Below are 23,415 nucleotides of genomic sequence, written 5' to 3' on the forward strand. Positions count from 1 at the left end.
ATTCCGCGCAACCACCCCCGCAACTCAGTGAACACAATATCAGGAATTCGACACCACCAGCGCCCGCGCGTACGCAGGGACCGACCTGCTGGCCGCTACGCGCCGCTCAGCCGCCGAGCCACTGCCGCGCGAGCTCGAGCGTGCGGGCGTTGTCCGGAACGTCGCGGAGGAAGCGCTCCCGCCAGGTCGGGTCGCTGAGCTTCTCGGCGCGCGCGAGCAGCGCGTCCCTGGCCGACGCGATGGCGGCGCTCGCCTCGGCCTGCCGGCCGCTCGCGGCGAGCGCCTCGGCGTACGTCAGGCGGACGAGCGGCTCGCCCTCTTCCAGGGTGCCGAACTCCGAGAGCAGCGCGCTCGCCTCGGCGGCAGCCCGCATCGCCTCGTCCGTACGCCCGAGCCCCAGGAGCGCGCGCGCCAGCACAGCGATGGCCTGCACGCCGAGCGTCGGGGCGCTCTCCAAGAGCGCGATGGCGGAGCGCGCCTCGCGCTCGGCCGCCTCGAGGTCCCCCAGGCCGAGAACGATGTTCGCGAGGTAGCAACGAGCGAAGAGCTCGGTGCGCACCATGCCCGCTCCCTGGCTCGACATGACCGCCGCCTCGGCGAGCGCCCGCCCGTCGGCGAGTCGACCACGGCACGCCAGCACACGGGCGAGATTCGACTCCGCCGAGAGCTTCAGCTCCTGCAGCTGCAGCCGGTCGGACTCCTCCAGTACTTCGCGCAATGTCGATTCAGCCGTTTCGAAGTCGCCGAGCTCTGCATAGACGGATCCGAGGTTTCCGCGTTCACCACAGGCATTGCGCCGATCCCCGGCCATCTCGAACGCGAGTATCGCGGCTCTCATGCGGTCCACGCCGGCGCCCAGATCGCCGGTGCAGATCGCATGGTAGGACCGCGCCAAGTGAAGCCGCGTGGCGACCACCTCGAGGCCTCCTGCCTCGACGCTCGCCAGCGCGCGCTCGACAGCCTCGACCAGCGCACCGCCCGCCGCGTAACGTCCGTTGAGCAGCAGCGCGATCGCACACTCGGCAAGGCAGATGAGCTTCACGGCCGTGTCGTCGCCCCGAGCGGCGGTGTCCGCCGCGATGGCCGTCCAGCGCTCGACCTCATCAGGCCGGCCCAGCTTGGACGAGGCCAGCACGACCTGGGTGATGGCCGAGAACCACGCGGCCGAGCCGCGCTCCACCAGGCCCGCCGCCTCGCTCCCCCGCTCCGCGGCGAGCGCGAGATCGCCTCGCCACACATGGGCCTCCGCCTGGATCTGGCGGAATCTGCCGGCGATCTCCCCGGCCGCGCCGCAGCCGATGCCGCGGTCGACCCGCGCGATCGCCGCGTCGAGATCGCCGCCGCGCAGCGCCTCCTCGGCCGCGCGCAGGTACGCCTCCGCCGCCCGCGCCGGCGCCCCGCCGATCTCGAAGTGCTCGGCCAGCACCATCGCGTCCGCGCCGCCGGCCCGGGCCAGCCAGTCGCCCGCGAGGCCGTGGCCGACGCGGCGGTCGCGCTCCGTGAGCATGCCGTACGCCGCCTCGCGCACCAGCGCGTGCCGGAACTGGTACTCCACCTCGCCCGCGATCCGCGCCTCGGGCCGCCGCACCAGCAGCTCGCGCCGCGAGAGCTCCGCGAGCGGCTGCTCGACCTGCGCCCCGCCCAAAAGCGCCGCCATCGCCCCTTTCCACGACGTCTCGCCGAACACGCTCGCCGCGCGCAGCACCCGCCGCTCCTCGACATCCAGCGCCTCCAGCCGCGCCTGCACCATCGCGAGCACCGTCTCCGGCATGCCCTCGCCACGGCCCTCGGCCACCGCCCGGATCTGCTCCTCCAGCACGAACGCGTTGCCCTCGGCCCGCGCCAGCAGCTCGTCCACCTGCGCCTCGCTCACGCCGTCGCCGAGCACCTCGCGCACGAGCCGCTCGCTCGCGCGACGCGGCAGCGGCGAGAGGCGCAGCTGCAGCCCGATCCGATGCCGCCAGAGCTCGGGGAACAGCTCGTCCACCTCGGGGCGCGCCAGCGCCAGCACCAAGAGCGGCAGGTCCCTCGCGTGCTGCAGCGCCGCGTCGATCAGCCGCACCGTCGGCAGGTCGCCCCAGTGCAGGTCCTCCAGCACCAGCAGCACCGGCTGCCGCTGGCACTCGGCCTTCACGAAATCCTCGAACGCCTCGCGGATGCGGTCGCCCATCAGCACCGGGTTCTGGCGCGCCGCCTGCAGCTGCACGTCCCCCTCGTCGGGGAACGGCGCCCCCACCAGCTCGCCGAGGAACGCCGCGACGCGCAGGCCCCTCGCCCCGAGCGTGTCGAGCTGCCCCACCCGGTCGAGCACCTTGCTCCGCCGCACCTCCAGCGCCTCGCCGTCGAGGATGCCCATGGCGCGGCGGAGCGCCTGGGCGACGAGGCCGAAGGCCGAGCCGGCCGCCATCGGGTCGGCCCTGCCGATCCAAATCGCGGCGCCCTCGCGCTGCTCCTTGAGCGTGCGGAGGAACTCCCAGGCGAGGCGCGACTTGCCGAGGCCAGGCGCGCCCACCACCACCACCGCGTTCGCGGAGGGCTCGTCCACGCAATGGCGCCACTCGGTCGCGAGCTGCGAGAGCTCGCGCTCGCGCCCCACGCAGGGCGTCGGCTTGCCGAGGAGCCGCGGGATGGTGTCCGGCTCCTCCTTCGGGCCGCGAAGCCAGCACCCGCCGGGCCCCCGCACCGTCTCGAAGCGGCTCGCGAGCAGGCTGGCGGTCGCGTCGTCGAGCCGGATCTCTCCGGGCGGAGGGCCATCGCGCCCGGCGATGAGCTGCGCGACCCGATCGATCAGCTCGCCGACCGGCAGCTTGCCCTCGACCTCGGTCAACCCGGTCGCGACGGACATGGGCACGGCGCCGAGCACCTTCCGGAGCGCGAGCGCGCAGTGGACCGCCCGCGCGGCGAGATCCGTGGGCGACTCGGCGCCGGACAGCGCGACGAGCCCCCAGCGCGCTTGCAGCCGATCGAGGCGCCCGCCGTGGCGCGCCGCGATGTCCCGCAGCGCCTCGGCCCGCGCGGCGCCGTCGTCCGAGAGCGTGGCGCCGGCCTCGGCGCCGCCGTCCTCGGCCAGGATGACGCACATCACCTTGCGCTCGGCCGTCGTGATCGCCTCGCCCGGCGCGGCCGGCGCCGCGACCGCGCTCGCCCCGATCGAGAGCCCGTCGCCGGCCACGGCGGCGAGCTCCGCCGCGGCGGCGGCGCCGTCGCGCGGCCGCTCCCCCGCGCTCTTCGCCAGCATCCGCGCCACCAGGCGCTCGAGCGGCTCCGGGATACCGTCGCGGAGCTCCCCGAGCCGCGGCGGCTCTTCCAGGACGACCCGTATCAGGAGCGCGAGCGCGCTGTTGCCGAGGAACGGCGGGCGCCCCGCGAGGCACTGGAACAGCACGCACCCGAGCGCGAACACGTCGGCCCGGGCGTCGACCGGCGCGTCGCCGCGCACCTGCTCGGGCGCCATGTACCCGGGCGTGCCGAGCACGGCCCCGGGCGACGTGAGGATCGGCGCGAGCCGGAGGTGGCGCGCGATGCCGAAGTCGAGCAGCGTGACGCGCTCGACCGCGCCGCCCACGAGCATCAGGTTGCTCGGCTTGAGGTCGCGGTGAACGACGCCGAGCCGGTGGATCGCGCCGAGTGTCGTGGCCACGCGCGCGGCCAGCGCCACGCTCTCGGCGAGCGTGAGCGGCGCCCCGGCGAGCCGCTCCTCCAGGGTCACGCCGTCGAGCCACTCCATGGCCAGGTACGGCTGCCCTGCGCCGGTCACCCCGTGCGCCACGTACTGCACCACGCCCGGCAGCCGCAGCGTCACGAGCGCCTCCGCCTCCCGCGCGAACCGGCGCAGGTCGTTAACGCTCGCGCCCTGCAAGACCTTGAGCGCGACCGCCTGCTCGGACACCCGGTCGCGCGCGCGATAGACGTCCCCCATCCCGCCGGAGGCGGCGAGCTGCTCGATCTCGAAACGATCCTCGATCACATCCGCTGCGCGCATGGCGGTGCCAATGTACTCCGCGCGAGCCTCGGGCCACTGCGCGTAGGTGCGGCCCTGCGCCCGGTTGAACGCCAGCCCGAGCGTGACCGCCTCGCGCTCGGGATTCACGGCCGCCGGATCGGTCCACGCCTCGACGAGCGCCTGCGTGAACCACCCGCCACCGGGCGCACGCAGCCGGCATCGCCGCGCTGGCCACCCGGCGCTGCCGCCCTTAGGCTCACCTCCGCGATGCTCCGCTGGTTCAACACGGCAGGCCCCTGCAACCCGGCCGATCACTACATGCTCCCGGCCGAGGAGCGCTTGCCCGCGGTGCGCGACCTGGTCGATCGCAAGGCCTACTTCGTCCTGCATGCCCCGCGGCAGATCGGCAAGACGACCTCGCTGCGTACGCTCGCCCAGGATCTCACGGCCGAAGGGCGCTACGTGGCCGTCCTCGTCTCGGCGGAGGTCGGCGCCCCCTTCCCTGACGATCCCGGCGCGGCCGAGCTCGCGATGCTCGCGGAATGGCGCGGCACCGCCGGCTCGCAGCTCCCCGCGGATCTGCAGCCGCCACCGTTCCCCGATGCGCCCGCCGGTCAGCGCATCGGGGCCGCCCTGCGCGCCTGGGCTCGGGCCGCGCCGCGCCCGCTCGTCCTCTTCCTCGACGAGGCCGACGCCCTGCGCGACGCGACGCTCGTCTCCCTATTGCGCCAGATCCGCAGCGGCTATCCCGACCGCCCGCGTGACTTCCCGCACGCGCTCGCCCTCGTCGGCCTGCGCGACGTGCGCGACTACAAGGTCGCGTCGGTCGACAGCGGCAGGCTCGGGACGTCGAGCCCCTTCAACATCAAGGTCGAGTCGCTCACGCTGCGCAACTTCACCCGCGACGAGGTCGAAACGCTCTACGCCCAGCACACGGCCGAGACCGGTCAGGCCTTCCGGCCGGACGCCGTGGACCGCGCCTTCGAGGTCACCCAGGGCCAGCCGTGGCTCGCCAACGCGCTCGCCCGCCAGCTCGTCGAGGTCCTCGTCAAGGACCGCGCGCAAGCCATCACGTCTGCGAACGTCGATCGCGCCAAGGAGATCCTCGTCGAGCGGCAGGACACCCACCTCGACAGCCTGGTGAATCGGCTGCGCGAGCCGCGCATCCGCGCGGTGATCGAGCCGATGCTCGCCGGTACAGCGTTGCCCAGCGTGCCCCCCGACGACCTTCGTTTCGCGATCGACCTCGGCCTCGTGCGCATGACCGCGGAGGGCGGCCTCGACGTCGCCAACTCCATCTACCGCGAGATCATCGTCCGCGAGCTCGCGTTCCCGATCCGCGCCTCGCTCCGCCAGATCAAGGCCGCGTGGCTCACGCAGGACGGCCGCCTCGACGACGTGCCTTCCGGCCCCGACGCCGGCCGCGCAGGGCCAGAGGACGCGCGCGGCACGCGCTGAGTTGCACTAAATTACGCGCAGAGGAACGCGCGAGGTGTCCTGATGGGCGCCTGGCATGTCCAGATGGCCGCCCCCCGTGTCCAGATGGCCGCCGGGGATGTCCAGACGGCCGCTCCCGTGTCCAGATAGCCGCCCCCCATGTCCAGATGGCCCGCCCCGCGCGGCGAGCGCCCTCCACGAGGGCCGGGCCACCTCGGACAGGGTCTCTACGCCTCCGAGGCCGCCGCGTCCCCCGCCCCGGCCGCCGCCGCCGCCTCCACCTCGCAGCGCACCACCACGACCTCGCCATCCGCGAGCTCCGGCCGCTCCACGAGCTCGTGCGCGCCCGCGCGCACCGCCGTGAGCACGTCCCCCAGCGCCGGCTTCAGCCGCGCCAGCGTCGCCGCGTTCGCCCCGAGCGCGAGGTCCGAAACGACGCGCCCCACGCTCGCGCCGAGCTCGCTCTTGCGCTTGTTGACCGCCGCCATCGCCGCCGCCGCCAGATCCAGGAGCCCCGGATCCGAAGGCGCCGCGACCGCCGCGAAATCCGCCGCCGACGGCCACTTCGCCCGGTGGATCGAGGCCTCGCCCGTCTCCTCCGCGTACACCCAGCGCCAGACCTCGTCGGTGATGTACGGCAGGACCGGCGCGAACAGCCGCAGCAGCACCGACAGCCCGAGCCGCAGCGCCGCCACCGCCGAGCCGCGCGCCGCCTCCCCGGCGCCGCCCTCGCCGCGCGCCCGCGCCTTCGCGAGCTCCAGGTAGGCGTCGGTGAACCAGCGCCAGAAGAAATCCTCCGTCCGCTCGAGCGCCGCCGCGAACTCGTGCTCGTCGAACGAGCGCGTCGCGTCCTCCACCACCGCCGACAGCTTGTGCAAGAGCGCCCGGTCGAGCTCCTCGGAGACCGGGTGGACCTCCGCCGACTGGCTGAGCACGTACTTGCTCGCATTCCAGATCTTCGTGACGAGCCGCTTGCCGATCTTCAGCACCTTCTCGTCGAACGCCGTGTCCGTGCCGAGCCGCGCGCTCGCCGACCAGTAGCGGACCGCGTCCGAAGAATACGTGTCGAGCAGGTGCATCGGCGTGACGACGTTGCCCTTGCTCTTCGACATCTTCTTGCGATCCGGATCGAGGATCCACCCGGAGATCGCGATGTGGTGCCACGGGACCGACGACTCGTGCAGCATCGCCTTCGCGATCGTGTAGAACGCCCACGTCCTGATGATGTCGTGGGCCTGCGGCCGCAGATCGGCCGGGAAGAGCCGCGCGTGGCGCGCCGGATCGTCCCCCCAGTGAGAGCTGATCTGCGGCGTGAGCGAGCTCGTGAACCACGTGTCGAAGACGTCGGTCTCGGCGGTGAAGCCGCCCGGCTGATCGCGCTGCGACGCCTCGTACCCGGGGGGCACGTCGACCGTCGGGTCGACCGGGAGCGCCTCGCGCGTCGCGAGCAGCGGCCGGCTGTGGTCCGGCTTGCCCTCGGCGTCGAGCGGATACCAGACCGGGAACTGCACGCCGAAATACCGCTGGCGGCTGATGCACCAGTCGCCCTGGAGCCCCTCGGTCCAGTTGCGGAACCGGAGGCGCATGAAATCCGGGTGCCACTTGATCTTCTCGCCGAACTCGAGGAGCTCGGCCTTCTTGTCGGCGAGCCGGACGAACCACTGCCGCGTGGGCACGAACTCGAGCGGCTGGTCGCCCCGCTCGTAGAACTTCACCGCGCGCTCGATCGGCCTCGGCTCGCCCCGCAGCGCCGGCCCCTTGCCAGGCGCCGCCGCGTGCTCGTCGCGGCGGAGCAGCTCGACCACCGCCGCGCGCGCCTGCTTCGCCCCCTTGCCCTGGAGCGGGGCATAGGCGGTGTTGGCCGCGGCAGGGTCGCGGCTCTCCCACGGGCCCTCGCCGAACGTCACCGGCAGGACACGGCCGTTCTTGCCGAGCATCTGCCGGAGAGGGAGCTTCTGCTCCCGCCACCAGATCACGTCGGTCGCGTCGCCGAAGGTACAGACCATCAGGATGCCCGTGCCCTTCTCGCGATCCACGAGCGGGCTCGGGAAGATGGGCACCGGCGCGCGGAAGATCGGGGTGAGCGCCGTCTTGCCGAAGAGGTGCTGATACCGCGGGTCCTCCGGGTGCGCCGTGACGCCGACGCAGGCCGCGAGCAGCTCCGGGCGCGTCGTGGCGATGACGAGCTCCTCGCCCGTCCCCTCCACCGCGAACGCGATGTCGTGGAACGCGCCCGACTGCGGGCGATCCTCGACCTCCGCCTGGGCGACCGCGGTCTGGAAATCGACGTCCCACATCGTCGGCGCGAAGACCGAGTAGAGGTGGCCCTTCTCGTGGAGATCCAGGAACGACAGCTGCGCCGTCCTGCGGCAGTGATCATCGATGGTGGCGTACTCGTGCCGCCAGTCGACCGAGAGGCCCACCCGGCGGAAGAGCGCCTTGAAGACCTGCTCGTCCTCGCGCGTGACCTTGTGGCAGAGCTCGATGAAGTTGGGCCGCGACACGATGCGCGGCGGGTCCTTCTTGATCGTCTCCGGCGCGGCCTGCGGCAAGGTCAGGCCGCGCTCGTACGGCGTGCGCACGTCCGTGCGGACGTGGAAGTAGTTCTGCACGCGCCGCTCGGTGGGCAGGCCGTTGTCGTCCCAGCCCAGCGGGTAGAAGATGTTGAAGCCGCGCATCCGGCGCTGGCGGACGACGACGTCCGTGTGCGTGTAGCTGAAGACGTGGCCGATGTGCAGCGAGCCCGAGGCGGTCGGCGGCGGGGTGTCGACGACGAAGGTCTCCTCGCGGGGGCGCGACGGGTCGTATCGGTACGTCCCGTCGGCCTCCCACACGTCGGCCAGGCGCAGCTCGGCGACGGGCGAGTCGAAGTGCTTCGGGAGCGTCGCGGGATCGATGGAGCGGAACGTCTTCTTGATCGTCACGTGGTCACCTGCAGAACAGACCCCGCAGGAACCGCCCGCGGGGGCGGCATCCTACGTCGTACCCAGGGTGCCGCTCAAGGAGGACGCCGGCGGCGCCGCGGAGATCGCGGAGAGGCTGGCGCCTCGCTCGCGGCGGGGCCGGGGCTCAGTCGTAGCGCTCGACGTGGACGTGCTTGCGGGGGACGCCGAGCTCGCCGCGGGCGAGCTCGCGAACGGACGAGACCATCCGATCGAGGCCGCAGATGAAGACGTGCGGCGCCGGATCGCCGCTCTTCTCCGCGAGCTCCCGGTAGAGCTCGGGCACGTGCGCCTGCACGTAGCCGCGGCGGCCGGCCCAGGACGGGCCGCCGCGCGAGAGCGTGATCTCGTAGCGGATCCGGTCGGATCCGCGCGCGAGCGCCTCGAGCTCGTCGCGGTAGATGACGTCCTCCTCGAAGCGCGCGCCGAAGAGGATCCACAGGTGGGGCGCGGCCAGCCCCGCGCGCAGGGAGGCGAGCAGCATGCTCCGAAGCGGCGTGATGCCGGTGCCGGTCGCGACGAACAAGGAGGGCGCGGAATCCCCGGGATCGCGGGTGAACAGCCCGTGCGGGCCGATGGCGCGGAGCGTGGCGCCGGGCTCGAGCCGGTGCAGGTGCTCCGAGCCCGCCCCGCCCTGCACGAGCGTGACCGCGAGATCGAAGCGCGGCGAGCCGTCGGGGGCGGAGGCGATGGAGTAGGCGCGCTTCACCTCGCCGCCCGGGAGCGGGAGGACGAGGTTGACCCACTGGCCCGCCTCGAACAGAAACGACCTCCCGTCGGCGCGCTCGAACGAGAGCTCGCGCACGAAAGGGCTGAGAGGCCGGGCGGCGACGAGGCGGGCTTCGAACGGTTCGGCGTGGATCATGGTCGGGCCCCGGCGGGGCTCGGCTGCGAGGCCGCGCGGGTGGCGAGGTCTTACCGCAGCCTGCGCCCCGGCCCAATCGCGATCGCCTCCGAAAGGGCGCCGCCGGGGGCACGCAATCGCGGGAATCGCGGGCTTCCGCGCCGCGCCGCCGGAGCGCGGGGCCGGGCCGCCGCCCGGGCCCGCGCTCCGGCGGGGGAGCCGTCGCGGGCTCTACCGCACGCCCATGCGGCGGCGCTGCGGGATGTTCACCGTCGGCCGGGAGCGATCCAGGTTGGGGAGCCCGCGCGGCGGGCGGGGATCCCGGTGCGCGGGCTTCGGCGCGGGGAGCTGCCCGCGCTGCGCAGGCGTCCGGTCGGGCGATTTGGCCGAGCCCGACGCGAGATCGGAGACGGGGAGATGCGCGCGTCGCTGCATAGAATCCTCCATGGAATCGGTCATCAACACATCGGGAAGAGCACCCACGCTGAACGAGACCTTCGAAGAACCGACTCTCATACACCCTCCATTCATCGTACGTCCCCGGACTCATGGCGGATCGATCCCGTGAGGGACGCTGTCTCTCTGGGCCTCTCCCTGCTCGCTCGACCGGCGCTCTCTCGACGCAACTCCGCCGCTCGTCGGCGCGGGACGGTCCGCCTCGCCGCACGCTCCCCGTCGAGACGACTCAGCGTCTCGACGTCAGGAGAGAGGACGATTCGACCCGTCGCGCCACGAACGCTCCGGCTAGGTGCTTCGAGCGCGCGGCCAGCGAGCGAGGGACGATCGCCAGGAGATCACGAATCTCCCGGTCGTCGGCCTCCAGCGCCTCTGGCTCGTCCGCGCGTCGCCCCCGCTCCGTCCCAGCGCGCACACGACGCGAGCTCGCGCGGGGATCCGCGGGTCGCCGTCGTGGCTGCTCATGCGCGACGATACAGGGGGGGGCCGTGCCTACCTGGGCAACAGGCGCTCATCTTCTACCACGGCGAGCACTGCGTGAGTGTTGCCGGGAGTAGGCCCCTGAGGGTCCGCGCGACGGAGCGTGGTGTCAGTGAGAGATGCGCATGGTGGACGCGGGCTACGCGTCGAGAGGGACACTAGCACTCGACCTCGATCTTGCCCAGCACTTTTTGTGGAGGAGGGGTGTCCTCCCGCTCGCTTCACGCTGGCCGCTTGGCCGCTGGCGCGCGGCCGTGCCCCGGGCCGCGCACATCGAACATGGATAATCGCTGAGCTGGAGACACCGGCGCTCGTGAAGGATCGGCACGCCGCTGCGGATCCTGCCCGACCACGCCTGCGCGACCGCCGCGCAGCACGCGCGGTGCCATGCCGTGGCCGGTGGGACGGCGATCGAGGCGGTGTGGGAGCGCTTCGGCGGGTGGTGATCGCGCCCGGCGCTCAGAACGCGACGCGCAGCCCCGCGCTCAGGGGGCCTGCGCCGGGCGACGCGGCCACGGCGCCCGGGCCGACGAGGAGCCGCGCGACGGCGGGCGCGCTCGGCGCGTCGTCTCGCCGCACCCGCCTCTTGCCGAACACGTAGAGCGGCAGGCCGACGGCGATCCCGGCCACGCCGCCGAGCGCGGTGGCGATCGCCACCCTGGACGCCTCGGTGCGCGCGGCGGTGCTGTTGTCGTGGCTCGCGAGGACCAGCGCCGCACCGCTGAGGATGGCGGCGCCGCCCAGGGTCGTGAGGACGAGCCCCGAGATCACCATGACCGGGCTGTTCCACTCCGTCGTCCGCTCCTCGAAGTCGCGGAACGCCGCCCTCGCCGCCGCGAGCTCCAGCTCGATCCGGCGCTGCTCGGCGCGCCGCTCGTCCGCGGAGCCGAGCTCGTGGACGCGGCGGGCCTGGCTCTCCAGCGCCGCGATGCGAGCCTGGTGCGCGGCGGCGGTCGCTTCCCACGTGGCCCCGGGCGGGACCCCCGCCACGGCCGGCGCGACAGGGGGCGCCGGCGCCGGGGTCGAGGCGGGAGGCGGGGGCGGCTCCGCGGCCACCGAAGGCGCGGCCGCCGCGGGCGGCTCCGCGGCCACCGAGGGCGCGGCCGCCGCGGGAGGCGCGGGCGGCTCCGCGACCACGGAAGGCGCGGCCGCCGCGGGAGGCGCGGGCGGCTCCGCGGCCACCGAAGGCGCGGCCGCCGCGGGCGGCTCCGCGGCCACGGAAGGCGCGGCCGCCGCGGCAGCCAGGCCCAGCGCCCACGCGACGACACGACGACGCGCCACGGCCGCGCGCGGGCGCGCGAAGCGGAGGTGGGCCTGCTTCATGCGCGCAGCGTCACCCCTCGCCAGGGCCGGGTCAAGGCGCGGGAGCCCGAGAGCACGAGACCTCCGCTCCGCAGGAAACAGGCGCGCCGGCGGTCCACGCGGCGGCTCGCCGCTCACCCCTCGCGCGGCCGGCCGCGGCGCCGCTTCCCCTCCCCGGCCGGCCGCGCGTCGGCGGCCACGCGGAGCAGCTCCCGGAAGTGCCGCTCCACCGGGCCGAGATCGATGCCGTCCATGAACGACGTGAACGCGAAGTACGGCAGCAGCGTCTGCCAGGCGCGCAGCCAGCCCGGGAGGTAGCGCGGCCGCTCCAGCACGCCGGCGGCGCGCAGCTCCGCCAGCACCGCGATGTCGTCGAGCGCGATCCGGCCGCACACGAGCAGCTCCACCTCGTCGCGCAGCCCGCCGCGAAGGACCGCGGCCAGGAAGGCGTAGACCTCGAGCAGCCCGGCCAGGTAGCAGGCGTCCTTGGTGAACGGCGCGCCGCCCTCGACGAGCCCGCCGCGGCACACGCGCTGGGCGTCGAAGTAGGCGTCGCGGCGCTCGGCCCCGCGCTCGCGCAGGTGGCGGTAGAGATCGAGGAAGCTCGCGCCCTGCTCGGCCATGTCCACGAGCCTCACCCGCTCGGCGAGCCGGGTGAGGCGGCCGATGGAGAGCGAGCGGCTGTAGAGCTCGGCGAAGATGGCGAGCCCCTCCTGCGTGCGCGTGGTGCGGGGGCCGCCCGAGCGCAGGAACGCGCACCGCGGCTGCGCCGCGCCGTTGTGCGCGGTGAGCGCGTGCGTCTCGACCTCGTGGTGCCACAGCCCCTCGGCCTCCCAGGAAGCGAAGGTCGCCTCCGGCCGGATGCGGACCCGGCTCATGCCGGCGACCACCTTGGCCGTGACGCGCGGGTCGAGGGTGACCTCGATGTCGAGCCGCGGCGCCCGGGCGGCCACGCGGGCGGCGAGCATGTCCCGGAGCGCGCCGGCGTCGAGCGGCTCCTCCTCGGGCTCGCTGGCCTCGTCCCAGCCGTGGACGCGCAGGCGCTCGGCGAGGTGCTCGGCGAGATCGATGTTCCTGAGCGGGCCGCCGAAGAACCGCGAGCGCGCGCCGCCGTAGAGCTCCTGCGACCGCGCGGAGAACGCGCGGGTGCCCGCGGCCTCGAGCAGCTCCGCGGCCTGGATCTGCGCGCGGACGTTGTCCCGCAGCCAGTCGAGCGCCGGCGCGTCCCCTTCGATCGACCCGAGGAGCTCGCGCAGCTCGGCGACGCGCCGCGCGAGGCCGTCGCGATCGACGCGGTGCTCGACCTCGGGGAGGCGGTCCTCGCCGGCGGCGAAGAAGCGCTCCTCCACCTCGCGCGGCCAGGCGATGTCGTCGAGCAGCTTGAGGGCCTTGCCCTCCGCCAGGCGGCCGCCGACCCGATCGAGCTGCTCCAGCACGGCGCGGTCGATGCTCATCGAACGCAGGATCGCCGAAGTCGCGAGTCGCGGGAACCGTCATTCCCTCGACGAGGCAGCGATTGCCATCTTCCGTCGCTTTTTGGAGCGCCGTCGTCGCGCTCGTCGGCGGGCTCCGGCGCTCTGGCGCCGTTGCATGCAGCGAGGGTGTTCCGGGGCTGGCTCGGGAGCGTCCTTTGGCCCACACCCGAGACACGAAGGCTCCGCGCCGAGCGCGGTTGGCCGTGGACCCGCCGGAGAGCCGATGGTACGGTCCGGCCGATGTCGGAGAGTGTAGCCCAACTCGAAGAACACCGCGCGGCGCTCACTGGACACTGCTACCGGATGCTGGGTTCGGTGGTCGACGCCGACGACGCCGTCCAGGAGACGATGGTGCGCGCCTGGCGGAGCCTCGATAAGTTCGACGGGCGCTCGTCGCTGCGCACCTGGCTGTACCGCATCGCGACGAACGTCTGCATCGACCTGCGGGCCGACCGCGCGCGCCGGGCGCGCCCCATCGAGGAAGGCCCGGTGGGCACGGTGGACGACGCGCTCGAGACGCGCCCGCGCACCCACTGGCTGGAGCCCGTCCCCGACGCGCACGCCCTGCCGGCGGACATCGACGCCGCGGAGCGGGCGATGCTCCGCCAGAGCATCCGCCTCGCGTTCGTCGCGGCGCTCCAGCACCTGCCGCCGAAGCAGCGCGCCGCGCTGCTGCTCACGGAGGTGCTCGGCTGGTCCGCCGCGGAGGTCGCCGACAGCCTCAACACCTCGGTCGCCGCGATCAACAGCGCGCTCCAGCGCGCGCGGGCGACGCTCGCGAGCCGCGATCTCGGCGACGCGCGCCCCTCGCTGCCGGAGCCGCAGTCCGCGCTGCTCGACCGCTACGTCAACGCCTTCGAGCGGTACGACGTCGACGCGCTCACGGCGCTGCTGCACCAGGACGCGACCCTGTCGATGCCGCCGTTCACCCTGTGGCTCCGCGGCCACGAGTCGATCCGCGCCTGGCTCGTGGGCCCGGGGGCGGGCTGCCGCGGGTCGCGGCTCATCCCGACGGCGGCCAGCGGCTCGCCCGCGTTCGCGCAGTATCGCCCGGCGCCGGAGGGCGGCCACCGGGCCTGGGCGCTCATCGTCCTCGACGTCGCGGGGGACCGCATCGTCAGCATGACGTCCTTCCTCGACACCGAGACGCTCTTCCCGCGGTTCGGCCTGCCGCTCGATCTACCGGCCTAGCCGCGGGCGCCCTGCCGGCCTAGCCGCGGGCGCCCTGCCGGCCTGACCGCGGGCGCCCGGCCGGATCGCCGCGGGCGCCCGGTCAGCGACGGCGCGACGATTTTTTTTCCGAGCGACCGATGATTCCTGACGAGGCCAGGGGTCTACGGGGGTGAATCCAGCACGGAGGCACCCATGACCGCGAGCGTCGCCAGCATCAATCATCGTGACCAGAATCTCGTGACCCGGCCCCAGGCCGAGGCGCCGGCCCCCGCCACGGCGCCCAACGCGGCGCCGTCCAGGCGAGCCGTGTGGGCGGGCCGCGTCCTGAGCGGGCTGGCCACGCTGTTCCTGACGTTCGACGCCGCGGTGAAGGTGCTGAAGCTGTTCCCCGCGGAGGCGTCGACCGCCGAGCTCGGGTTCCCGGCGCACCTCGTCCCCACCCTCGGCTACCTCCAGATCGCCTGCCTCGTGCTCTACCTGATCCCGCGGACCGCGGTGCTCGGGGCGATCCTGTGGACCGGCTACCTGGGCGGCGCGATCGCGATCCACGTGCGGGTCGAGAACCCGCTCTTCAGCCACACCCTCTTCCCCATCTACGTGGCCGCGTTCCTCTGGGCGGGGCTCTGGCTGCGCGACCGCCGCGTGCGCGCGCTGACCGCGAGCCCGTCGTCGCAGGGCCGATGAGCTTCACGTTTCACGACAGTCCATCACGGTAAAGGAGAAGCAGCCATGACCACGAACACCCCCCGCAAGCTCTTCGTCAACCTGTCCGTCCGCGACCTGAAGCGATCGATGGAGTTCTTCAGCAAGCTCGGGTTCGAGTTCAACCCGCAGTTCACGGACGAGAAGGCCGCTTGCATGGTCGTCAGCGAGGAGGCCTATGTCATGCTCCTCGCGGAGTCGTTCTTCAAGACGTTCACGAAGAAGGAGATCTGCAGCACGAGCACGCACACCGAAGGGCTCTTCGCGCTCTCGTGCAGCAGCCGGGCCGAGGTCGACGACATGGTGAAGAAGGCGATCGCGGCGGGCGGGTCGCACGCGCTGGATCCGCAGGATCACGGCTTCATGTACGGCTGGAGCTTCTACGACGTGGATGGCCACCACTGGGAGGTCATGTGGATGGATCCCAAGGCGATCCAGCCGTAGCCGGCGGGGCGCGGGCGCGCCGCCTGGAAGAGCCCCCATGAAAGCGGGGAGGTGGGGAGGTCGTCGTCCGTCCTCCCCGCCTCCCCGCCTCTCGCGATCGAGGACGTCACCGATGATCAAGGTCTACAACTTCGCGCGCGGGGCCCGCGGCCTGCGGGTGATGTGGCAGTGCGAGGAGATGGGTTTGCCCTACGAGGTCGAGATGGTCTCGTATCCGCCGAGCGAGGCCTATCGCGCGCTGCATCCGCTCGCCAACGTGCCGCTCCTCGAGGACGAGGGCGGCGAGGCGATCCACGAGTCCGTCGCGATGATGCTTTACCTGGCGCAGAAATACGGGCCCACGCCGCTCTTGCCCGACAAGGACGATCCGGCGCTCGCGCGCGTGCTGCAGATGACCGTGTTCGGCGAAGCCGCGCTCGGGGCGGGGGTCAACGCCCTGCTGACGGCGCATTTCGGCGCGCCGGAGGCGGACAAGCGCAACTGGTCGGTCGTCACGCACGAGGCGAACGTCGAGCGGGCCCTGCGCTTCACGGCCAGCCTGCTCGGCGACAGGCCGTTCCTCGCCGGGGAGCGCCTCACGCTCGCCGACATCTCGGTGAGCACCGCGATCGGGATCTACCGCGGCGCGCTCGGCAAGGCGCTGCCCGACGAGCTCGCCGCCTACCAGGAGCGGCTGGCCGCCCGGCCGGCGCTCGAGCGCGCGCGCGCGAGGTGCCGCGGCCAGGAGAGCCCGGCGCGCGCCTGAGCGCGACGCAGGCTCGGCGCGCCTGTCCTGGCCTCGACTTGGGCGCTTCTCTCTGCGAGCAGCTCGTCGAGGCGCTCCGCCCCTCCCTTCGTTGGCGCAGGTGCCCTCAGGTGCCGCCATCACCGCCGACGTCAGGCCATCCCAACTCAATTCCGAACAGCCGGAACATTTTTCATGCCGCCGAATTGCGTCACCGCGTGGATCTGCCTGTTCCAAGAACGTCAATGATTTCGTGTCAGTGTAGAACCTGCCCCCTTCGCCCTTGGCTCCTCCGCCAGCGAGCCGCCCGAATTCATGACCGAGCCGGCGTGTTCGAACATGCGACATGACTTGACGGCGGCCTGTGAGCACTGTACACGAAACGGTCAACGTATAGAGCGAACCGAACGTCTCGAGGGGCTCATCATTCACAGGCATTGGGTACCAATCACGGGGACCAAGGGGTGCTGCAGTCCGTGACGCGGCGTTCGAGCTACACACTCGGCACCTGCTCACGCTGGATGGAGCGGGCCACAATCTGACCCGGAGGACGCCGAGACATCGGCCCCGGCGAAGTAGACAAGCACCGAACTCGCCAGCTCGGGACTGCGGCCACCGAAGCAGATCACGAGCATCGTGCCCCGAATCCGCCCTGAGGCTGCCATCCACGCACGCGCGCTCGACCAGGCGCAATGCATGATTTGGGAGTCGAGGCCCATAAAACACGCCACGTCGCGCATCTCGTGACAGCGGAGCCGACGATCACCGCAGAGCCGTCACGGATGTGCCAGCTTTGCACATGAACATCATCGGCGCGCGCACCGCCGCGCGCGCCGATCGGCGTTGAACCACGACAGAGAAAGGACACCTATGCGTATCCGGATGGGGATCCTCATCGCGCTGAGCTGCGCCAGCGCATGCGGGACGGGAAATGAAGGCTCCGTCGAGCCCGGCACGATCGAGGAGGTCGGGGCTGCCGAGCAAGCGGTATGGACTGGGTGGGAGACGATCGGGGGCAGCCCGGTAGGCGGTCCTGCCATCGTGACCTGGGGGACGCAGTCGATGAGCGCCTTCTGGCGTGATGGGAGCAACAATCTCAAGCACAAGTGGTTCCCCTACAACAACACGTGGTCGTGGGAACAGCAGCTCGCCACGGGCGTCGTCGCTTCGGATCCAGCGGCGGCGTCGTGGAGCAGCACGCACATGGCCGTGTTCTGGCGTGGCACGGATGGGCGCTTGCAGCAGATCTCGTGGAACTCGGGGACCTGGTCGTCGCCGTCGACGCACTCGGACCTCATCGCGTCCGCGCCCGCCGCGCTCTCGCGCGGGAACGGTCAGCTGGACGTCTTCTGGCGAGCGAGCGACGGGACGATCCGGCAGAAGTCGTACAGCGGGGGAACGTGGTCCACAGCCCAGAACCTGGGCGGCAGCGCGACCACCGATCCCGCCGCCGTGCACTGGGGACAGGGCCGCATGAGCGTGTTCTGGAGAGGCTCCGACGGCCACGTGAAGCACAAGTGGTATCCTTACAACGGTGGCTGGTCCTGGGAGCAAGACCTCGGCGGCAACATCGCCGCCGGCTCTTCGCCCGGGGCGACTTCGTGGGGTAACGGAGCGATCAGCGTCTTCTGGCGAGGCACCGATGATCACCTGAAGCATCGGTGGTACCCGTACAACAACGACTGGTCTTGGGAGCAGGACCTCGGCGGAAATCTGCAGAGCTCACCCGACGCTACGTCGTGGGGAGACACACGCATCGACGTCGTGGCGACGGTGAATGGTCAAGTCCAGCACAAGATCAACAGCGCCTCCATGTTCGTGCCGCTCGTCGCGCAGACGCAGACCAACTGGTGTTGGGCCGCGAGCGGAGAGATGATCACGACCTACTACGGCAACGCTGTCGCTCAATGCACGATGGCGAACTGGGCGACATCTCGAAACGACTGCTGCAACGCTTCACCACCCGCGGCGTGCAACGTGACGGGGTGGACGCCTTGGGCGACGCTCGGTTACACGACGCAGCAGAAGACGACCCTGACGCTCGCCGACATCCAGGCGGAGGTCGCGGCGAACCGCCCGTGGACGCACACCATCGCCTGGGTCGGAGGTGGCGGGCACATGATGGTGGGCGTCGACACCTTCCGCTTCAACAACGACGATTGGGTCGTCCTGAACAATCCGGGGGGCGGGACCGAAGACGTCGTCACGTACGCGGCCTACACGTCGGTCGCTGGTTCCTACAATGCGTGGACCGATCACTACAACATTCAATGAGGAACAAAACGATGAGAACGTTCTGCCGCATGACTCTGCTCGCGTCGCTGCTCACCGTAACCGCCTCGGCGCAGTCGGCGGACCCATCGACCACCGCCGCCGAGGCCTCGGTCGCCGAAGCTCGCTCCGCGCGGAACGCGCGCATCGCGCGGGCGCTCGGCCTGAGTTCCCCGAACGACCTCGGCTCGATCACGCTCGACGCGCCGCTGCGCGTCTACCACGTAGACCTGACGTCGCTGCAGAGGTATTCCACAGGCGTTGATGCCTCCAGCCTGCTGCGTGACGTGGGGCAGCGCCTGCTCGTCGTCCGCCTAGCCGGTGCGCCGACGTCCACCATTGGAGTGCTCAAGACGAGCGCTGGCTGGAGCACGTTCCGAATGGGAGACCGCGCGCGCGCCGCGGGGATCGACCGGGCAGCGAGCGCCCTCGCCGGGAACGCCAGCGAACGATCGGGCGGCACGTTCTTCGTGCAGGTTCCGGCGCTCGGCGTCGAGTTCTTGGCCAGCGTTCAAGGCGGCGAGCTGAGATTATCTCCGGTGAAGGATGCTCCCGCGTACGGCGTCGCGCTGGGGAGCGTCGGACGCGCTGAAGAGGTCCTTGCCTCGCTCGTCCCCGCGGCGCAGGCGATCTCCTCCTCCTCCCCATAGCAGGTTGCGGCGCAACGAGCGTTCGAGCAGCCCGTCACCGGAAACGGCGTCCTACCGACCCGGGTCCCACCGTGGAGGGCCGTCTCCGCTCCCCAGCGCGCTCGCGGCGCCGGACGAGAACGACCCCGGCCGCCCCTGCGCTCTCGTGCTGCCCGACCGCATCACTCGCCCTTGCTCTCTTTTTCCTTCAGCTCCTCCAGCAGGTCGTCGAGGCGGTCGTAGCTGCCCTCCCAGAAGCGGCGGTAGTTGTCGAGCCAGCCGCTGGCGTCCGCGAGCGGCTTGGCCTCGATCCGGCAAGGCCGCCGCTGCGCGTCGCGGCCGCGCGAGATCAGGCCCGCGCGCTCCAGCACCTTGAGGTGCTTGGAGATCGCGGGCTGGCTCATCGCGAACGGCTTCGCCAGCTCGGTCACCGACGCCTCGCCGGACGCGAGGCGCGCGAGGATCGCTCGCCGTGTCGGATCGGCGAGCGCAGCGAACGTTGCGTCGAGGCGCTCGGACGGGGTCATTACATAACTCCTTGGTATAGAAACCATTTAGTTATACAATGGGGTGTCTGTGGGGTCAAGCCTCCCGGCGACGGCGGCTCGGCCGAGAGGCTCCTGTCGCGTCTCACGTCACGTACGCCGCGCGGCTACGCGCGCGGCGCGGTGAGCACGTCCTGCAGCGTGGCGCCGCCCACGGGCTTGATCAGGTGCAGGTCGAAGCCGGCCCGCCTGGACCTGGCCTGATCGTCGGTCCCACCGTACCCCGAGAGCGCCACCAGGTAGAGCGCTTCGCCGCCCGGCGCGGCCCGCGCCCGCCGGGCGACCTCGTAACCGTCGATGCCGGGCAGGCCGAGGTCCACGAAGGCCACCTCGGGACGGAGCTCCAGCAGCTTCGTCACGCCCTCCAGCCCATCCGCCGCCACCGCCACCTCGTGCCCCAGCGCCTCGATGTACGCCCGCATCACCCGGCGCACGTCCTCCGCGTCCTCCACGACGAGCACCCGGCGCCGGTCGGCCGCCGCCTCCGGCGCCTCGGCGCGCTGCGCCGGAGCCGGCGGCGGCCGGTCGGGCGGCGCTGGCGGCGGCTCGTCGGGCGGCGCGAGCGGCCCGGCGCTCGGCGCAGGCTGCGGCGCCGCGCCCGGGCCGAGCGGCAGGCGCACGGTGAACTCGCTGCCCTGGTCCGGCCCGGCGCTCGCCGCGACCACGCTTCCGCCGTGCAGCTCCAGGAGCCGCCGCACCAGCGTGAGCCCGAGCCCCAGCCCGCCCGTGCGCCGGTCGATGGTCTGGTCGACCTGCGTGAACAGATCGAACACCTTCTCGAGCATCGCCGCCGGGATGCCGCGGCCCGTGTCGCGCACCCGCAGCACCGCGGCCTCGGGCGCGCCGCCCGCCGCCTCGCGCGTGAGGCGCACCGAGATCGCGCCCCCCGGCGGGGTGTACTTCGCGGCGTTGGTCAGGAGGTTCGTCACCACCTGCTCCAGCCGCGTCGCGTCGGCCCGCATGCCGAAGCCCCCGGGCCCCACCGACACCGAGAGCGCATGGCGCCGGGCCTCGAGGGCCGGCCTCGCCGCGGCGGCGGCGTCCTGCACCACGGCCGCGAGATCGACGTCCCCGAGGCGCAGCTCCACCGTGCCCCGCGTGATGCGCGACACGTCGAGCAGATCGTCCACCAGCCGCACCAGGTGGCCCATCTGCCGCCGCGCGATCTCCCGGAAGCGCGCCGACGTGGGCCCGTCGCCGTCCACGTCGTCGAGCAGCGTCAGCGACAGGCTGATCGAGGCCATCGGGTTCCGGAGCTCGTGCGCGAGCATCGCGAGGAACTCGTCCTTGCGCTGATCGGCGAGCTTGAGCGCCTCGACGAGCGCCTCCACGCCCCGCCGGGCGCGCACCTGGTCGGTCACGTCGAACGCGAAGACGAAGACGCCCTCGACCGCGCCGTCGCGATCGCGCATCGGCTGGTAGACGAAGTTGAAGAAGACCTCCTCCGTCGTGCCGTCGCCCCGGCGGTCGAGCCGCACCGGGAGCTCCTTGCCGACGATGGGCTCGCCGGTGCGGACCACGGCGTCGAGGAGCTCCCAGATGCCCTGTCCATCGAGCTCGGGCAGGGCGGCCCGGATGGGCTCGCCCACGAGCGCTCGACCGCCGACGAGCCGCTGGTAGAGCGGGTTGACCACCTCGAAGACGTGCTCCGGCCCGCGGAGGATGGCGATGGGCCCCGGGGCCTGCATGAAGAGGTCGTTCAGGTACTGGCGCTGCCCCTCGGCCTCGCGCCGGCGGCGCGCGAGCTCCACGTGGACGCGGACCCGCGCGAGGAGCTCCTTCGCGGAGAACGGCTTCACGAGGAAGTCGTCGGCGCCGGCCTCGAGGCTGTCGACGCGCGCCTCCTCGCCCGCGCGCGCGGAGAGCATCACCACGGCCACGCCGCGGGTGCGCTCGTCGGCGCGCAGCGCCCTGAGCAGGCCGAAGCCGTCGAGCCGCGGCATCATCACGTCGGTGAGCACGAGATCCGGGGGGTGGGCGCGGGCGCGCTCCAGGGCGGTTTGACCGTCGGCCGCGGCCTCCACCGTCCACCCCTCCGCCGCGAGCAGCCGCAGCGCGTACTCGCGCATGTCCGCGTTGTCGTCGGCGACGAGGACGCGCCCCGGCAGCTTCCTACCCGGCCCCTCGCCCTCCGGCCGGGACGCCGGCCCCTGCTCGCCGCGGAGCCACTGCGCGGCCTCGTCGAGGAAGGGCGCGGCGTCCCGCCCCCCCGCGGCCGGCGGCGAGGCCCGAGCGACGCGGTCCTCGGGCAGGTGCGCCTTGCCGAGCGGGATGGACACCGTGAAGCGGCTGCCCTCGCCCAGGCGGCTCTCCACGGCCGCGGCGCCGCCGTGGAGCTTGGCCAGCTCCTGCACCAGGGCGAGGCCGATGCCGCTGCCCTCGTAGCTGCGGCCGCTGGCCCCCTCGACGCGGTGGAACCGCTCGAACACGTGCGGCAGCTCGGCCTCCGGGATGCCGGTGCCGGTGTCCGCGACCGACAGGACGGCCCGCCCGCCCGCCGCCTCCAGCGAGACCCGGACGCCCCCCGCGAAGGTGAACTTGAAGGCGTTCGAGACGAGGTTGAGGACGATCTTCTCCCAGAGCTCCCGGTCGACGTAGGCCGGCTCGGCGAGCGGCGGGCAGTCCACCGTGAGGGAGAGGCCGGCCCGCTCCAGGAGCGAGCGGAACGAGCTCGCCAGGTCCGCGGTGAAGGCGCCGAGCTCGGTCGGCTGGTAGCTCGCCTGGATGCGGCCCGCCTCGATGCGCGAGAAGTCGAGCAGCGTGTTGACGAGCCGGAGGAGCCGGAGGCTGTTGCGGTGGACGATCGCGAGGCGCTCGCGCTGCCGCGGAGGCAAAGGCTGCTCGGCGTCCGAGAGGCCGTCCTCCACGGGCCCGAGGATCAGCGTCAGCGGCGTCCGGAGCTCGTGGCTGACGTTGCTGAAGAACGCCGTCTTCGCGCGGTCGAGCTCGGCGAGCGCCTGCAGCCGGCGCTGCTCCTCCTCGCTGGCCCGGGCGCTCTGGATCGCCGTCGCGCAGTGGCCGGCCACGAGCCGCAGGAAGGCGCGGTAGTCGTCGTCCAGCACGAGCCGGGGGCTGACGCCGGCGACGAGGAACCCGGCCGGCCGCCCGCCGGCGCCGGCGCGGGGGAGCGGCAGCACCACCGCGCGGCGCGCGGCGTCCGGCCACGGCCCGCCCGGGAGGGGGCCGACGCCCGCGGGCAGCTCGGCGAGAGCCACCTCCGCCTCCTCGCGCAGCGCGCGATGCAGCGGCCACACCGCGCCGCCGGCGGCGTCCAGGCTCACCGTCGCCGGCGCGGCGGCGTGGCCCGGGTCGAGCCCGGCGGTCGCCGCGAGCCGGGCCTGCGCGCCGCCCTCGTCGGCGAGGTAGAGCAGCCCGAACGGCAGGTCGCGCCCGGCCTCCGCCACGGTGTCCATCATGACCCGACAGGCGTCCTCGACGTTCTTGGCGTCGGCCACCCTCGCGCCGAGCGCCGCGAGGAGCTTCAGCCGGCGCTGCCCGAGGATGTGCCCGGTGCTCTCGGAGCACGCCACGAAGACGCCCGCGACAGCGCCTCGCTCATCCCGGATCGGGCTGTAGCCGTAGTTGAAATAGCACTCTTCCAGGAAGCCGTTCCGATCGAGGATGAGCAGGCCGTCCCGGAGGTACGTGGCCCCTCCGGCGAAGACCTTCTCGATCATCGGCTCGATGACGTCCCAGATCTCCTTCCAGCACGCGCGCCCCGCCTGGCCCATGGCGGCCGGGTGCTTCTTGGAGCCGAGGATGGGGCGGTAGCCGTCGTTGTAGAACTGGATGAGCTCTCGGCCCCACCAGAGGAACATGGGGTGCTCGGACGAGAGCAGGATGGAGAGCGCGGTGCGCAGCGACTGGGGCCACGCCTCGACGGGGCCGAGCGCCGTCCGCGACCAGTCGATGGAGCGGATCAGCGCCCCCATCTCCCCGCCGCCCGAGAGCGCGGCGCCGGCCGGGTCCAGCCCGTCTCCGGCGCTCGCCGCCTCGACCCGGCTCATGCCGGCCTCCGCTCCCCGCTCCGATCGAGGTGGCTCGCGCG

15 protein-coding genes and 1 pseudogene are annotated in these 23,415 nt (G+C 72.6%); 8 read left to right on the plus strand and 8 right to left on the minus strand.

The window, feature by feature from the left end; all coding sequences use genetic code 11:
- Nucleotides 1–106: 106 nt before the first annotated feature.
- Nucleotides 107–3,982 (minus strand): protein kinase domain-containing protein, encoded by a 3,876-nt coding sequence (locus tag WMF33_RS31065; RefSeq protein ID WP_437339542.1) that lies wholly within the window; start codon nt 3,980–3,982, stop codon nt 107–109.
- 228 nt (nt 3,983–4,210) lie between these two features.
- On the opposite strand from WMF33_RS31065, the gene WMF33_RS31070 reads away from it, so the two are divergent.
- Nucleotides 4,211–5,401 (plus strand): ATP-binding protein, encoded by a 1,191-nt coding sequence (locus tag WMF33_RS31070; RefSeq protein WP_437332010.1) that lies wholly within the window; start codon nt 4,211–4,213, stop codon nt 5,399–5,401.
- A gap of 206 nt (nt 5,402–5,607) precedes the next feature.
- Here WMF33_RS31070 and valS read toward each other — a convergent pair whose 3' ends face one another.
- The 3 genes from valS to WMF33_RS31085 all read right to left on the minus strand — a co-directional run bounded on the left by valS (nt 5,608) and on the right by WMF33_RS31085 (nt 9,601).
- Nucleotides 5,608–8,304 carry a valine--tRNA ligase gene (gene valS, locus WMF33_RS31075; protein WP_437332011.1) on the minus strand — a complete coding sequence of 899 codons (2,697 nt, stop codon included), beginning with the start codon at nt 8,302–8,304 and terminating at the stop codon, nt 5,608–5,610.
- A 145-nt stretch (nt 8,305–8,449) separates the two neighbouring features.
- Nucleotides 8,450–9,187 (minus strand): ferredoxin--NADP reductase, encoded by a 738-nt coding sequence (locus WMF33_RS31080; protein ID WP_437332012.1) that lies wholly within the window; start codon nt 9,185–9,187, stop codon nt 8,450–8,452.
- A 210-nt stretch (nt 9,188–9,397) separates the two neighbouring features.
- The gene (locus WMF33_RS31085) at nt 9,398–9,601 is read right to left on the minus strand and encodes a hypothetical protein (protein ID WP_437332013.1); all 204 of its coding nucleotides are present in this window, start codon (nt 9,599–9,601) and stop codon (nt 9,398–9,400) included.
- An 821-nt stretch (nt 9,602–10,422) separates the two neighbouring features.
- On the opposite strand from WMF33_RS31085, the pseudogene WMF33_RS31090 reads away from it, so the two are divergent.
- Nucleotides 10,423–10,548 (plus strand): annotated as a pseudogene (locus WMF33_RS31090) (DSD1 family PLP-dependent enzyme); the annotation flags it as partial.
- A gap of 13 nt (nt 10,549–10,561) precedes the next feature.
- On the opposite strand, the gene WMF33_RS31095 reads toward WMF33_RS31090, so the two are convergent.
- Both WMF33_RS31095 and WMF33_RS31100 read right to left on the minus strand, forming a co-directional pair.
- On the minus strand, nt 10,562–11,425 hold the full coding sequence (locus WMF33_RS31095) for a hypothetical protein (protein WP_437332014.1): 864 nt from the start codon (nt 11,423–11,425) through the stop codon (nt 10,562–10,564).
- A gap of 113 nt (nt 11,426–11,538) precedes the next feature.
- On the minus strand, nt 11,539–12,858 hold the full coding sequence (locus WMF33_RS31100) for a flavohemoglobin expression-modulating QEGLA motif protein (protein ID WP_437332015.1): 1,320 nt from the start codon (nt 12,856–12,858) through the stop codon (nt 11,539–11,541).
- A 261-nt stretch (nt 12,859–13,119) separates the two neighbouring features.
- Here WMF33_RS31100 and WMF33_RS31105 point away from each other — a divergent pair, with 261 nt between their 5' ends.
- From WMF33_RS31105 to WMF33_RS31130, 6 genes are all read left to right on the plus strand, one after another.
- Nucleotides 13,120–14,070, plus strand: coding sequence for a sigma-70 family RNA polymerase sigma factor (locus WMF33_RS31105; protein ID WP_437313400.1), 951 nt, complete (start codon nt 13,120–13,122; stop codon nt 14,068–14,070).
- Between the two features lie 174 nt (nt 14,071–14,244).
- Entirely contained in the window at nt 14,245–14,736 is a 492-nt protein-coding gene (locus WMF33_RS31110) for a DoxX family protein (protein ID WP_437332016.1), read from the plus strand.
- A gap of 45 nt (nt 14,737–14,781) precedes the next feature.
- A complete protein-coding gene (locus WMF33_RS31115) occupies nt 14,782–15,198 on the plus strand; it encodes a VOC family protein (RefSeq protein WP_061626176.1) in 417 nt (138 codons plus the stop codon).
- A 112-nt stretch (nt 15,199–15,310) separates the two neighbouring features.
- Complete coding sequence (locus WMF33_RS31120) at nt 15,311–15,943, plus strand: glutathione S-transferase family protein (protein WP_437332017.1); 633 nt, start codon at nt 15,311–15,313, stop codon at nt 15,941–15,943.
- Between the two features lie 861 nt (nt 15,944–16,804).
- Entirely contained in the window at nt 16,805–18,196 is a 1,392-nt protein-coding gene (locus WMF33_RS31125) for a C39 family peptidase (protein WP_437332018.1), read from the plus strand.
- Between the two features lie 11 nt (nt 18,197–18,207).
- Complete coding sequence (locus tag WMF33_RS31130; protein WP_437332019.1) at nt 18,208–18,843, plus strand: hypothetical protein; 636 nt, start codon at nt 18,208–18,210, stop codon at nt 18,841–18,843.
- A gap of 161 nt (nt 18,844–19,004) precedes the next feature.
- Here WMF33_RS31130 and WMF33_RS31135 read toward each other — a convergent pair whose 3' ends face one another.
- Nucleotides 19,005–19,349, minus strand: a complete 345-nt coding sequence (locus tag WMF33_RS31135; protein WP_437332020.1) for an ArsR/SmtB family transcription factor — start codon at nt 19,347–19,349, stop codon at nt 19,005–19,007.
- Between the two features lie 125 nt (nt 19,350–19,474).
- Nucleotides 19,475–23,374, minus strand: a complete 3,900-nt coding sequence (locus WMF33_RS31140; protein WP_437332021.1) for an ATP-binding protein — start codon at nt 23,372–23,374, stop codon at nt 19,475–19,477.
- Between the last annotated feature and the right edge of the window lie 41 nt (nt 23,375–23,415).

Origin of the sequence: Sorangium sp. So ce394 (genome assembly GCF_051474665.1) — a bacterium.
GTDB classification, from domain to species: Bacteria; Myxococcota_A; Polyangia; order Polyangiales; family Polyangiaceae; genus Sorangium; species Sorangium cellulosum_D.